At 42.3% G+C, this 13,638-nt stretch carries 11 protein-coding genes and 1 pseudogene; 9 read left to right on the plus strand and 3 right to left on the minus strand.

Annotated features, from left to right (window positions below):
* Positions 1-172: 172 nt before the first annotated feature.
* The 3 genes from J4856_RS04185 to J4856_RS04195 form a co-directional block, all read right to left on the minus strand.
* Positions 173-1,471 carry a phosphatase PAP2 family protein gene (locus J4856_RS04185; RefSeq protein WP_083130819.1) on the minus strand — a complete coding sequence of 433 codons (1,299 nt, stop codon included), beginning with the start codon at positions 1,469-1,471 and terminating at the stop codon, positions 173-175.
* Positions 1,472-1,695: 224 nt separating this feature from the next.
* Positions 1,696-4,884 carry a M60 family metallopeptidase gene (locus J4856_RS04190; protein ID WP_065367928.1) on the minus strand — a complete coding sequence of 1,063 codons (3,189 nt, stop codon included), beginning with the start codon at positions 4,882-4,884 and terminating at the stop codon, positions 1,696-1,698.
* Between the two features lie 697 nt (positions 4,885-5,581).
* Entirely contained in the window at positions 5,582-7,282 is a 1,701-nt protein-coding gene (locus J4856_RS04195) for a glycoside hydrolase family 10-like protein (RefSeq protein ID WP_025837598.1), read from the minus strand.
* A 575-nt stretch (positions 7,283-7,857) separates the two neighbouring features.
* Here J4856_RS04195 and J4856_RS04200 point away from each other — a divergent pair.
* From J4856_RS04200 to J4856_RS04235, 9 genes and pseudogenes are all read left to right on the plus strand, one after another.
* On the plus strand, positions 7,858-8,256 hold the full coding sequence (locus J4856_RS04200) for a transposase (protein WP_025840005.1): 399 nt from the start codon (positions 7,858-7,860) through the stop codon (positions 8,254-8,256).
* An 83-nt stretch (positions 8,257-8,339) separates the two neighbouring features.
* Positions 8,340-9,116 (plus strand): IS3 family transposase, encoded by a 777-nt coding sequence (locus J4856_RS04205; RefSeq protein ID WP_025840004.1) that lies wholly within the window; start codon positions 8,340-8,342, stop codon positions 9,114-9,116.
* Between the two features lie 720 nt (positions 9,117-9,836).
* On the plus strand, positions 9,837-10,106 hold the full coding sequence (locus J4856_RS04210; RefSeq protein WP_227950369.1) for a peptidase: 270 nt from the start codon (positions 9,837-9,839) through the stop codon (positions 10,104-10,106).
* A 55-nt stretch (positions 10,107-10,161) separates the two neighbouring features.
* On the plus strand, positions 10,162-10,419 hold the full coding sequence (locus J4856_RS04215) for a hypothetical protein (protein WP_025839993.1): 258 nt from the start codon (positions 10,162-10,164) through the stop codon (positions 10,417-10,419).
* Positions 10,419-10,562 (plus strand): annotated as a pseudogene (locus tag J4856_RS13395) (IS30 family transposase); the annotation flags it as partial. The gene J4856_RS04215 and the pseudogene J4856_RS13395, both read left to right, overlap by 1 nt.
* A gap of 139 nt (positions 10,563-10,701) precedes the next feature.
* Positions 10,702-11,181, plus strand: a complete 480-nt coding sequence (locus J4856_RS04220; protein WP_025839992.1) for an outer membrane beta-barrel protein — start codon at positions 10,702-10,704, stop codon at positions 11,179-11,181.
* Positions 11,182-11,365: 184 nt separating this feature from the next.
* Complete coding sequence (gene recR, locus J4856_RS04225; RefSeq protein WP_025839991.1) at positions 11,366-11,974, plus strand: recombination mediator RecR; 609 nt, start codon at positions 11,366-11,368, stop codon at positions 11,972-11,974.
* An 8-nt stretch (positions 11,975-11,982) separates the two neighbouring features.
* Positions 11,983-12,435 carry a hypothetical protein gene (locus J4856_RS04230; protein ID WP_025839990.1) on the plus strand — a complete coding sequence of 151 codons (453 nt, stop codon included), beginning with the start codon at positions 11,983-11,985 and terminating at the stop codon, positions 12,433-12,435.
* Positions 12,436-13,638, plus strand: a complete 1,203-nt coding sequence (locus J4856_RS04235) for a glycosyltransferase family 2 protein (protein WP_025839989.1) — start codon at positions 12,436-12,438, stop codon at positions 13,636-13,638. It abuts the gene before it with no gap.

The raw sequence follows: 13,638 nt of genomic DNA on the forward strand, positions 1-13,638 counted from the left end.
AAAAGTCTCATCCCACCCCATTATTGATTGCAAAGAGGGAATAACATGCCGCCATAACGCACTATATGGGTTGTATGTTGATATTCCACCGATTTGGTGCGGGTGCTTAGCACATGTGGTGCGGGTGGTATGCACATGTGGTGCGGAGGGTATGCACCACACGTGCGAAGGGTTAAAAGCTAATGGCATAAGAAGAGCCTATCCCCAAGGAGTGGAAATAATCACGAACACCTGATGTGCGGTAAGGTTGGAGATTATAGTCAACAAGGAAACGGATATTATAATTCCGGCGAACTCTGAAAGTTAGTGACAGTCCTGTACCAAAAGCTATTCCGTGATTTGTGTCAATTAAATCGTCTGTTAGTTTTATGTTTGGAAAGAAGACAGACGATACCAAAAGCTGACTTCCAAGAAGCCACCGCGCAGATAGCGGATAAGAGAAATAAGCACCGCCACCTATCTTCCATGCATCGAAGACATTGTCATCTGTCTTAACGCCATCAACAATCACCGAAGCACGCGTTACAGAGAGTCTTCCACCGATGCCAATATAGGGATTAAAGAAGTAGGCTCCTTCAGTAGAAGTGCTACAGCCACGTGATATCTTGATGGGTGCACCCTTCTCATTGAGATAGGACCCCAACGGATCATTAACGAGGAAGTTTATACCTAAGAACGATGGGTTGTGCAATTTGACAAACGTTTCATTGATGTCTGATGTGTTCAATCCATGCTTTATAAATATCAATTCAGCAAGATAATATCCTAATTCCGTAGATACGATACCCACTCCTGCGCCTGTCATTACGTCGCTCAGCCAATGTTTATTATTCGCCATACGCATTAAGCCAGTTGCAGTGGCAACGGTGTAAGCACCAATACCGACCCATGGACTTCTGAAGCCATACTCCTTGGTTAACATGGTAGCCGTCATGAAGGCTGTGGCTGTATGTCCTGAAGGGAAGGAGCGAAGGTCGGTACCATCAGGGCGTTCCACTTGGGCAGAATACTTCAACGAATTGACAATACCCGCCATCAGTGCCACTGATAGTGCGTCGGAAGCCAGCATACGTCCCCAGCTATTTTTACTTTTCACACCGCCTATCTTCAAACCTAACATCACGGCAGCAGGGAGATACTGCGTATAGTTATCTAAACTCATACGAAACTGTGGCATATAGTCGTTTCTCAATCCACGGAAACTCCTGCTCTGCCCTTTTATGATAAGACCATTTATTATCAGTGGTGCGCAGGTATAAGCCATCACTTGAAAACGAGTGTTGCAAACATTGCCACCCGCTTTCACGTGCTTTTGAATGGGAATGGTATCGGTGACAGCTTTTAAACTGTCAATACTATCTGTTAAGGTCGTCTGCTGAAGAGAGTCTTCTAAGGCAATAGAGCCCTTTGCCCGACTGCAAAGACATACGAGTAGCAATACTATTAAACAAAAGGTCTTAGAAAGATTCATCTCTTCTATGTTTTTTGAAAACGAAATCATCTAATTATTTGAAGTTGTAAAGTTACATGTTTTCCATAAATATATGGACGATAGTTCTCTGAAAATTAAATAAGCCCCCCTTCACAAAGCCAGCGTAACAACTTCCCCCATTACTCTGACTTTTATCTTATAGGGGTATCCCGCATTTCACTCCCCTCCCTTTGGGGGAGGGGCAAGGGGGAGGGACAGGTCGGTTACTTCCCCACTACCACCTTCTTACCGCCAACAACGTAAACGCCGTTAGGCAAACCTTCGAGGGCTGTTGCAGCGTTCACCTTGCTACGAACGAGGACACCATAGATGCTATAAACATCTACCTTACCATCGCTTGCCTGCACTGTAAAAGTCTTGATACCTGTTGGGTTAACACCTGGGTCAACCTCAGAACCATCAGAGCCACACACCTTAACAACGATATTGTTACCTGCATCCTCCATCACCTTCTTAGGAATAGTGAAGGTCTTGGTGTTAGCAAAGTAGATAAGATTGCCCTTGCTGTCGTAAATCTTGAAACCAACAACGTGGCTGTTCTTAGCTTCCATGGTGTAGGTACGCTTACCATCGATATCCTTTTGCTCTTTAACAATAGCATAACCCTGACCTAAGCTGTCTTTGCAGAACTGGTCCCATGAACCGAAGTCGCCCATACGACCAATCTTCACTGCTCCGTTGAAGTCCTCACGCTTTGCGTCAGCAGGAGCACCAGGATAGAAAGCCTTTGTAGGACGGATATGGTCATCGATGAAAATCATGTTGTTAGCAGGTCCCTTAGGGAACTGCTGCATGAATTTCTTGGCCTCCACCCACTGTGCCCGTGTGGTGTACATGGTTGTATTGCTGTAGTCACCGATAACAGAACCATTCACATCATAGAAGTGACCCCATGCCTCGAAGAAGCTTGAGAGGTCTTGCTGAGCTGTATAAGAACATGCCTTAGCAAAGAGCAAGTAGTCGTTCTGACCCTGACAGTTGGCTGTACCCTGACCTTCAAGACGATTCTTGCGGAGATAGTCAAGACACTTGTGCCAGAACTGATTGTCAAGACCTGTTGCATGGAACATCAAATAGAGCTTATAGTACATCTGCGTTGTGCCCCATGTACCATATTCAAACCACTTCTGCTTGTTAGCGAAGCGGTCAGCATAAGTTGAGACAGCACTCTCGCAAACACCATCATACTTCTTGCCATCAACATCGGTGTAAGCGCAGTTTTCTGAACGACTGGTTACGCGACCTGAAGTAAACATCACCATATTAGAGTACATATTCACTGAAATCTCCGTCATACCAGCTGTGTTGAAAAGCTGCTGATGGTTATGACCGAACTCGTGAGCAGGACCCCAGAGCGTACCATTACCCATCTTCATCTTGTCATAGTTGAGAACATCGCCCAAAGTACTATAGTTATAGTATGTTCCACCTGTTGTAGCATACATATAACCATGATCTACAGCAGTAGCGTTGAGAACATTGTTGCACTTATCCTTCACGCCAGCACGGAAGCCCATGAGATCGTCTTCACGCTGTACGATGCTATTCCAAATTTCAACAAGCTCTTTCATGTGAACAGGAGTATATTGCTTGCAAGCATCACTCGGCATGTGCATCACAATCAAATCACCCTTTATATTGAAAGCTTTAGCCCAAACAAGTTTGTCAGACTGCATCGTCTGCCAATCCTCATTGGTATCACCTTTTGTGAGGTCGAAGTAACCATTCACATCACCACCTTCGATGTGGATGTTAATAGGCTTATAATCCTTGAGCACCATACCATTGTTATAGGTACGACCAATATAGTTTACGAAGACGTTATTTTCACCCTGGTTAAGAATGATGTTCAAACCCTTCTTTAAGGTATAGTATTTACCAGCACTACGTGTACCTAATGGTACCAACTCAATCTGTACAGACGCTGTTGGGAGGATATCATCGCCAAGGAAGACGAAGAGGTCTTCACCATCGCGAACCGTGATACCTGTTGGGTTGGTCATGCTACCATAGTCGTAACCGATACCCATTGAACGTGCCCACGCATCATAGTTGTTCTCGCTATAAGCCTTATAGTCCGCAATACGGAACTTCTTCTCCCAATTACGACCGCTTGCATAGCTCTTCCAACTCTGATTCTTAATCTTTAAGACAATCTTCTGCAAACCTTCTGGAAGACCATCAGCAGCCATCTTTGCCTTCAACTTCTCATCGCGCATACCTTTCACCTGTGCAGTTACCTCAGTAGCCGCACTATTTGTGAAGTATTTTGCAATGGCATCAGCATACTTGCTTACATTATTGGTCAAGGCAACACGTGCCTTGTAAGCATTCTGCTGTTCCTTAAGCTTAGCCGCATTGATGGTTGCCTCCTTAAAGAGCCATTTATTCGCATCATTGTTATTGTACCATCCTACAGGATGATAGCCCTGACTCTCAGCACAATGAATACCAACATTACCATTATCAAGCATCTCGAAAGCCAACTCGTAAGGGTCGTTACTGTTAAACTTGAGATCAAAACCAGAACCCTGAGCATCGGATGTGGTGTAGTAACGGCTTGTTGCTCCATTCTGTGGAACGATGTACTTACCTGTGACCGCATTCTGGAAAGCATAACGACCACTATTCAACTTCACTAGCTTCCAGCAATAGCTGTAGTCGGTATCGTTGTAACTACCCGTTGACAATTCACCAACAATATAGTCTTCACGTATTGACCTACCATAAGTCTCAGACACAATCTGATAATACTTATTCAGGTCCTTTGTTGGATTAACAACCTTTGTCAACTGCGCCAAACGTTCTAGGACTTGTTCCTGCGTGAGAGAAGTCACTGGTTCAAGACGGAACTCACTTGGTCCAAGGGCGCTTATACCATTATTGCTTAGTGGATACCAGCGTACAACGTTCTTTTGTCCATCAAGGTGCCAGCACCAGTCACCATCCGACCTGTTATTATAGATATTGAAATAAGACTTGCCAGTACCGGCTGACTTAGTCTGATATACAATCTGAAATTTGTGAGCACCATTACCTGCCTTGTAGGCTTGATAATTGCCTGACACGTTCTGAATATACTTACCATCCTTCAAACTCTGAATGGTATAGTATTCTCCACCCTTCGAATGAAGGATAAACAAATCAGAATAAGGTGCAGGTGACATTGTGCCACGCAACGAACCATCCGTATCAGCATACACGCATAAATCTGTACCCGATTGTCGCTTGTCGTTTACAATATAGTAAACGCCTGTCTTGACTTGCTGGTTCTCTCCTTCTGCAGTTGGTGCTGCAGAGAGTAATAAAGCTTTCGCAACGCTTGGTACAACGGCAGTCAGAGCCATTGCAGTCAGTAGTATCTTTTTGCGTAAAGTTGTTTTTAATAACATCGGTTTATAAATAACTATCGGCAACTTTGTAGTACCATATTCAATTGATTATCAATAAATTAAAGATTAACCCTTAAGGGCGCAAAATTAAACAATTTAACTGAGATATCCAAGTTTTGAGTGTAAAAAATAAAATAATCAACGATATTCTCTCATTTTTCTCAACATTTGGGGCTCAGTAGGAAGAAGGTGGGTGAAATTTCTATAACTGATACTTCCCGGCACCTCCATGATGTGGAATTTAGTTCTGTACCGCCTTTTCTCTGTGTGACAAATGATATTGCGAGACTTTCGTTATTCACTTCATTTTTGGAAGAGAAGAAGTTTATAACAATTAGCCGATTTCGTTTCGCCAGACAACGCATAAATCTTAGTTCCTGTCACTCCTATCATTTATGATAGGTGCATTACTGGTTGTGTCTCAGCAAGATGCATGAAATGTTAAAAATGACAGCAACTTAAAATAAAACTTCTCTCGTATTTTATGCGATGATTTTTTCTTATTTTGAAATACTTGTTATTCAAAAGCTTGAAAGTGCTTTTTATCAATATTCTTTATGTGCCTATTTCCACACCCTCTGCCTACTGAGCCCTAAAGAGATAGTCCTTAAATAATGGGGTTGAGTAGGCAATGGTAATTCATTATCATGACATATTGATGATAATATTAGTCCGAAAATGGATGATGAATTGCGAATTAAGACTTCCTTCTCACCATGAATGCTCCCATTGGGAACGACTTCTTCTTATGGTTGTAAACCTTAAGGGAATACATTCCGTTAGAGAGGTCGCCGATGAAGAGCTGGTTATTTCTAACGGGTTTAGCACTTATGATGCGAAGAATGACACCCTGTAAAGAGAGGATGACATAGTGGTCGGCATCCGTCAATTTCACTGCTGCTGGGAGTGTCAAGTACTGTCCATCATTCTGTAACAACATGGTATGAGAAGCGGAAAGCTTAGATGACTTCACATTCTCTTGCAAGGCTGGTGTCTCATGCCCATACCGATCTAACCCTCTAACCGCAAAATAAAGGTTAGGGTTGACGTTCCTCAGCTGGAGTGATTGACCAGAATAACGTGTGAAGAGCAGGTTGCGTGCATCTTCTGTATCAACGGGATAGCTATAACTAGCATATATATTATAATAAGGTGATACAGCCTTCCATGCAAGTGTTGCAGAATTATCATCACGTCTGTCAACCAATGAGGCGTTGACAGGGTATGGGGTGGCTGCCGTAGAGACGACACCCTGCATCTTTGGAGGGAGGGAGAGTGCCGCATTAAACTGCTTCTCAAAGTCGTAAACACCCTGCTTATTTGACGTAAGGAAGTAAGAACGGAAATGAGCATGTCCCACACCGAGGTCGCGACTGACGTACATCTGTCGGGTGAGGTCGCCCAAAGTCCAATTTCCTTCACGTGGGTCGAGGAAATAAGTACCAAGTCCCGTCACTATCTCTCGTTTATAAGCATTCTCAACCCAGTCGGCAAGGAAAGGATAATAGTTATCGCCACGGAAGTATTGCATCGGATAGAGCTGGTCCATCAAACCGAGTCTCATCCACTCCTGCGCCTCCTGTGAAACACGATCGTGCGCATTGAAATTCTTTGAACTATAACGACTAAGGTCGGCATGCTTGCCGATTGGTGAACATGACATCTTCACCCAGGGCTTGATAGTCTTCACCTCATCATGAATGGCACGCACAATGGCTGTGATATTGCTACGACGCTCATCGGGTGTGTCGCCATCACGATAAGAAGGGCGTGGCCATCCGTCAGGATAGCGGATATAGTCGAGGTTGATACCGTCCACATCATACTTCCTTACAATCTCTCCACAGATAGAGGCAAGGTAAGGTGCAACACTTGGATCGGATGGATCGAGATAGGAACCAGTTGAGAAGTTTCTAATTCGAAAACCCTTCTGCATCAGTCTTCTACAGCCCAAAGAGTTCTTTGCCCCTACGGGAATCGTTGCTATCCATGCGTGAATTTCCATACCACGTTTGTGACATTCTTCCACGGCAAAAGCAAGCGGATCATAACCATAACCTGGAGCCTTTCCCTCAACGCCAGTGATACAGCGGTCCCATGGTTCAATATCCGACGGATAAATCGTTGCCGCACGCACACGCGCCTGCAAGAGGATGGTGTTGATATTTGCCTTCTGATATTTATCGAGGATATCAATGAGTTCCTGCTTCTGCTGCTCGATACTCTCCTCCGACCGTGCATAGATCTTTGGCCAGTCAAGGCTGGCAAGTGTCGTCAGCCATACGGCACGCGTCTCCCGCTTCGGCATCTTCTTCGTAAGATAGTCAGAGAGATTCGTCTGTGCATGTGCAGTAATCGTTATTACGCAAAGGAGCGTAAACAAAAAAAGCTTCTTCATATATGAATTAATGATGTACGTGAATTTGGGCGACAAACTAACCTGATTTTAATGGGGTATAAGTATCTGTAAATTCAGTGATTAATGCAATTCTACCCCTTATCATGTGCTCTTTAAAGAACTACAAACAGAAACCACAATAGCCACCGAGGGCAAAATTACTAAATTATTTCGTATGGCAGATGACTTCTGTTCGTTTTTTAATATAATGTGACGAAATACACGTTAAATCCATGCCAAAAAGCGGTTTATGCTGAATGAGGAGTGATAAAATCTGCTTTCTTCATTGAAATTACCCCCTCTTTCTTTCCGATGAATATGCGGTTTTTCTCTCCTTGTGACAAAAGTGTCTTTGAAACTTTGCCACTTGAAGCATTGGAATTTTATTTACAAAACAAGCTGAAAAATTTCCGATAACAAGGCTAAAAACGAGCGTCAGCAATACTCGTATAAATTGTTCGTTATCAAGCGTTTGTGAAACTGCATTTCAAAAGGTGCTTAGTAAGGGTTCAAAAGGGCGTTAGTATGTCTTATAGCAGATTTACTTCACATCATTTTAACATTTAAAATTCAAAATGGGAAGTAAACATTCTAAACACAGAACATTCAGTGAGGACTTTATTCTCACTTTACTTCGTGAGTATTACTCATCAGAAGTGTCAATTAATTTCATCTGTCGTAAGTACGGCATTAATAGTGCCAGCTTTTATCAATGGCAAAAAAAGTATGATTTAGATGAAAAAAAGCTATCTTTGTCGCATGATATTATTACTAAAGTAAAAGCTATGCGTAGTAAGAAAGCTATGGAGAAAGTCCCTCTAACTCGTGAGGAAGAGCTTGAAGAACAAGTATCGAATTTGAAGAAAGCTTTGGAGTATTCTGAACTTCGCAATCAAGGTTTGATGAAAGTCATAGAGATAAGCAGTAAGGAATATGGTGAGGATTTGCTAAAAAAAGCTGGCGCCAAGCAGTAGACAGCCTTCGAGTCAGCAACCCTTGTTTATCAATTGGGCTGCTGAGTGGACTGTTTGGCAAGACTCGTGAAGGCTATTACTCTGTGAGTAAAGAGAAGAGGGAGCATCGTAAACTTACTGAGAAAATTGTCGTACGTGCAGTAATGGATGTTCGTGCAGATGCTCCTCGAATAGGTGCAAAGAAACTTTTGCACATGCTTATGGATATCTATCCTGGCTTAATGCTTGGGCGCGACAGGTTCTACCAGCTAATGCACAAGCATCACCTTATGCTGAAGCCATCCAGATGTCGCCACACCACGAACTCCAATCACAACTATTTCAAGTATAAGAACACGGCAAAAGGAATGGTTCTTACACGTCCTGCACAACTCTGGGTAGCAGACATCACATATATAGATACTGAGGATGGTGTGGTCTATCTTCACCTCATAACCGATGCATTCACTCATGAGATAATCGGATGGAAGCTTTCTGACAGTCTGCAGGCTGTCAATACGCTTGCTGCCCTAGACATGGCAATAGAACATTCACAGGGTATGAATCTCTCGCTGATGACGCACCACTCTGATCGTGGGGTTCAATACTGCAGCAACGCCTACGTGGCAAGGCTGGAGAGTATACACTCGGGCATAAGCATGACTGAAGACTACAACCCTACAGATAATGCAATCGCCGAAAGAGTGAACGGAATAATAAAGCAAGAGTGGCTCTACCACATGAAACGACCGAAGAACCTCGATGATGCACGATGCACTATTGCTGGTATCATAGACTTCTACAACAATAAGAGACCCCATATGAGCAACGGCATGCTTACGCCAAGACAAATGAGAGAAAAGCACTGCAATGTAGCATAAGGGTTTCTGTGCGTTTCATGGTATTAAATTTTGTAAGTTGAAGGAAAAATACTAACTTTGAACATGTGCTACACACGTTCAGACTTCATTGTCAAGATTTATGACTATGTAAAGCGAATCAGTAAAGTTTCCATGGGGGTGTAAAGCTGTTCAGGAAGCAAGTAAAAAATGTGTAAACCAATTTAGTAACAATAACCAGAAAAGTGTGAAGTAAATTTAGGCATAGTCAGTAAGAACCTTAAAGGGCACCTTTTGTAAGCCAAAAGAGCATCTTTTAGACCCCTAAAGAGCATGTATTGGTTTTGAGATGAGTGAAAATAGTTTACAAACACTTTTAAACCAGAGAACAATAGCTTTTCTATTCATACTTTAATTTACCTTTTCCAATGATTTTCAAAGATTTACTCTAAAGACTTGCAAGATTAAAATAAAAGAACTATCTTTGTCGTGACAGTTTCCACCACGCCTCTTTTAAATGCGTACCAAGGTGGAACTTTTGCTTTTAATACACTTATGAGTAAGCAAATAGCTTGATAAAAGAACCAATAAATAATACATGGACTAAGAAACTATAGACCCTTCAACACATTCAACTGAATCGCTTAAAATACGAAGCGGTAAGAAAGTAGACGCAATTTATAATACAATCTAAAATTAAATTAACAAGAATGACAAATCTAAAAACAGGAGAAGTCATAACCTTCAAATAACACATGAGTTATGAAACGTAGTAGATTATTATTAATAATAATAAATTATATTTATCACGATAATATTTATTTGATGTCTCCAATTGTTGATTGGAATTTATTAGATGTGCTAAATAAAAATATTCGAAATAATTATGAAAGAATTAGACCCATTTTGTTGAAATGGCAGGAAAATGGATATATAAAATTAATAGAAGATAACGAGATTGCTTTTTCTTTTATTCCAGAGAAATTACCATCAAAAGAAAAACTAATAGAAGAGAGCCTGAATTTCAAATAATGATTGATGAGAATGGTGAACTTGAAAACAGGTAGAACAATAACATTAAAATAATATGAAGAGAATAAAAATTATTCGTGTATTGGCAACTTATATTTGTCATGATCCATTTGCATATAGTCCTATCTGGACATGGGATGGCTTTCCTCCAATTATATATACAGAAAGGGAAAGAATACTTCCTGTATTAAAAGAATGGGAACATAAAGGATATTTAACTTTAATATATGATGAGAAAATAGCCTTTATCCTTAACGTAGAAAAATTACCATCAAAAGAAAAACTAATAGAAGAAAGTCGTAATATTAAATAAAGAAATGCAAAGAGTTGGCACGCACTGTAATACATTTGCCATCTCCATTCAAAGAGTATGTCAAGTCTATTACAACTGACAATGGAACTGAATTTGCTTGCTATGAAATGATAGGCAAAAGCCTTGGTGTCCCCATCTATTTTATAAAGAATGTCAATTTTTTCCTCATTCCAAATATTATCCTTACCTTTGTCTTAAGATTATTGACATAAAACCTATGGTATTACTTGTCAATCCTAAATTATTATTTATATCGTAAATATTGCTATGATAAAAAGATTTATGCTGCTCGTTGCAGCAATGGTAGTGAGCATCGGTGCATTTGCGCAGTTTCAGGAGGGTAAGGGCTACTTAGGTGCTTCCCTGACAGGACTCGACTTGCACTATAATGGTCAGGACGGCATGAATATTGGTGTGCAGGCTAAGGCGGGTTACTTCCCTTGGGATAACCTCATGGTACTTGCTACATTCGATGCGGCACACAATGGCTCTGAGGCTGTTGCCGACCATATCAGCGTAGGTGTTGGTGGACGTTATTATATCACACAGAACGGACTCTACTTGGGTGCGGGTGTGAAGCTTCTCCATGCCAACCATAATTATAACGACCTGATGCCGGGTGTTGAGGTGGGTTATGCCTTCTTCATCAACCGTTCGGTGACAATTGAGCCTGCGCTTTACTATGACCAGTCATTCAAGACACATAACTATTCGACAGTGGGCTTGAAGGTTGGTCTCGGCATCTACCTCTTTGATGATTAATCAAGAGGAAGCAACAGATATTATTTTAAGGACTGGCTGTCTGTATAGGGATGCACTTTCTGGGTGTGTCCCTATATCTCTCAAAATCAAAGCTATTGTCCTAATCGACTATATAGAATAAAAAAGAGGATTACAAGTGTAACCCTCCTTTCGATTATCTCCAGCCTACGAGAATTAATTTTAAATGCAACAATACCCTTCTCAACTCTTAGAACGTGCCGTAGAGGCTTTCTCACAGTTGCCAGGTGTGGGGCGTAAGACCGCTCTGCGCCTTGTTTTGCATCTGCTACGCCAGTCAACAGAAGACGTGGATAGCTTTGCGGATGCTGTCATACGTGTGAAACACGATGTGAAGTATTGCAAGGTTTGCCATAACATTTCTGATAATGAGGTTTGTTCTATCTGTTCTGACCCACGCCGAGATGGCTCGGTGGTTTGTGTGGTAGAGAACATTCAGGACGTCATGGCGATTGAGAATACCCAGCAGTTCCATGGATTATACCACGTTTTGGGGGGTATCATCTCTCCTATGGACGGTATCGGACCGCACGACTTAGAGATTGAATCGCTCGTAGAGCGTGTGGAAGAGGGTACGGTGAAGGAAATCATCCTTGCCCTTGCCAGTACGATGGAGGGCGACACAACCAACTTTTATATCTCCCGCAAGCTGAAAGACACAGGCGTGAAACTGTCGGTTATCGCACGAGGTATCTCTGTTGGCGACGAACTTGAATATACTGATGAGGTGACGTTGGGCAGAAGTATTCTGAACCGAACACCTTTTGAATCTTAATCATGACTATGGATAAAACAAGAAAAGTACTTCTTACAGAGCTAATTAGCTCTTGCATTATTACACTGCTCATCATTGCGGTGTATGAACTTAACCTGATTTTGCCCGGTGGTTGGGCTGATGCTGAAAGCAGCAACATGGTGACTGTGCAGTTTCTCATGCAGTTGCTGACCCTCGCTGCCATCCCACTTGCACTCTTCCTTTTCAAGATTGGCTACGTACGTTCCGACTTGCATACCGACGAAAGCCACGTCAGTCGCAAGCTTCTCTTCTGGGGTAGCGTGCGAATGATGATGCTTTGCGTTCCGATGATACTCAACACCTTCTTCTATTATGCCTTCGGGGATAGCGTAAGTTTCTTCTATCTTGCTGTCATCTTAGCGTTGAGCTTATTCTTCGTATTCCCAAACAAGAAGCGTTGCGAGCATGAATGTTCTATGGATAATTCAGAACAAGCATAAATGAAACTGAGCGTTGTCATCGTTAATTATAACGTAAAATATTATCTCCAACAGTGTCTTGAGAGTCTTCAGCGCGCTTTGAAAGGCGTTGAAGCAGAGGTATTTGTGGTTGACAACCATTCACATGACGGCTCCGTAGCCTATCTTCGCAGCCGTTTCCCTGATGTTCATTTCATTGCCAGTGCGCATAACTTAGGCTTTGCGTGTGGCAATAATATTGCAATTCGGCAAAGTAAGGGCGAATATGTCTTGCTATTAAATCCCGACACGGTTGTCGGCGAGGAGGTTATCCACTCGTCTATCGACTTTATGGATAGCCACCTAACGGCTGGAGGACATGGCGTACAGATGCTTACCCACCTCGGCGAACGAGCCTTAGAAAGCCGTCGTGGCTTGCCCTCTCCCGTGGTTTCGTTCTATAAAATGATAGGACTTTGCAAGCACTTCCCACAGAGCAATCGTTTTGCACATTATTATATGGGTAGTTTGTCGTGGGACGTACCAGGCAAGATTGAGGTGATTAGCGGTGCTTACTGCTTCCTGCGTAAGTCGGCATTGGACAAGATTGGACTCTTAGACGAGGATTTCTTTATGTATGGCGAGGATGTCGACCTCAGCTATCGACTGCTGAAAGGCGGCTTCGAGAACTGGTATCTTCCTGTGCGTATCCTGCACTATAAGGGCGAAAGCACACAGAAGTCAAGCTTCCGATATGTTCATGTCTTCTATGATGCCATGTTCATCTTCTTCCGCAAGCATTATAGAGGAATGAATGCCTTGTGGCGATTGCCGATTAAGACAGCTATCTATATGAAAGCCATGGGTGCATTGATAGGAACAACCCTGCTTGCAACGAGGAAAAAGTTGGGGTTCTGCAATTCTGATGCAGCATCAATTCCACATTATATATTTGCAATCAGTGAAGAGGCAGTGCAGCATTGCCAACAGCTTGCAACTAACAATGCCTTAAAGGCAGAATTTCGAACACCGGGTAAATACGATTTGGAGAACTTGCATACAGCCTTGATACAACAATATGGAGGAAAGAACAAGACCTACTGCATCGTCTATGACACCGACTTATTCAGTTTTCAAGACATTCTGAACGTCTTCTCTCTACAACCCATACAGAACATTCACATTGGATTCTACTATAGAAAGGAAAACAGAGTCATCACCATGACGGAAGTGATAGGAGATTAA

This window comes from Prevotella scopos JCM 17725 (assembly GCF_018127785.1).
Lineage (GTDB): Bacteria > Bacteroidota > Bacteroidia > Bacteroidales > Bacteroidaceae > Prevotella > Prevotella scopos.

Coding starts and splice junctions, on each gene's coding strand:
- J4856_RS04235 (WP_025839989.1), top strand. CDS start 12,436: ATGAAACTGAGCGTTGTCATCGTTAATTATAACGTAAAATATTATCTC.
- J4856_RS04195 (WP_025837598.1), bottom strand. CDS start 7,282: ATGAAGAAGCTTTTTTTGTTTACGCTCCTTTGCGTAATAACGATTACT.
- J4856_RS04220 (WP_025839992.1), top strand. CDS start 10,702: ATGCTGCTCGTTGCAGCAATGGTAGTGAGCATCGGTGCATTTGCGCAG.
- J4856_RS04230 (WP_025839990.1), top strand. CDS start 11,983: ATGGATAAAACAAGAAAAGTACTTCTTACAGAGCTAATTAGCTCTTGC.
- J4856_RS04215 (WP_025839993.1), top strand. CDS start 10,162: ATGAAGAGAATAAAAATTATTCGTGTATTGGCAACTTATATTTGTCAT.
- recR (WP_025839991.1), top strand. CDS start 11,366: ATGCAACAATACCCTTCTCAACTCTTAGAACGTGCCGTAGAGGCTTTC.
- J4856_RS04200 (WP_025840005.1), top strand. CDS start 7,858: ATGGGAAGTAAACATTCTAAACACAGAACATTCAGTGAGGACTTTATT.
- J4856_RS04190 (WP_065367928.1), bottom strand. CDS start 4,884: ATGTTATTAAAAACAACTTTACGCAAAAAGATACTACTGACTGCAATG.
- J4856_RS04185 (WP_083130819.1), bottom strand. CDS start 1,471: ATGAATCTTTCTAAGACCTTTTGTTTAATAGTATTGCTACTCGTATGT.
- J4856_RS04210 (WP_227950369.1), top strand. CDS start 9,837: ATGAAACGTAGTAGATTATTATTAATAATAATAAATTATATTTATCAC.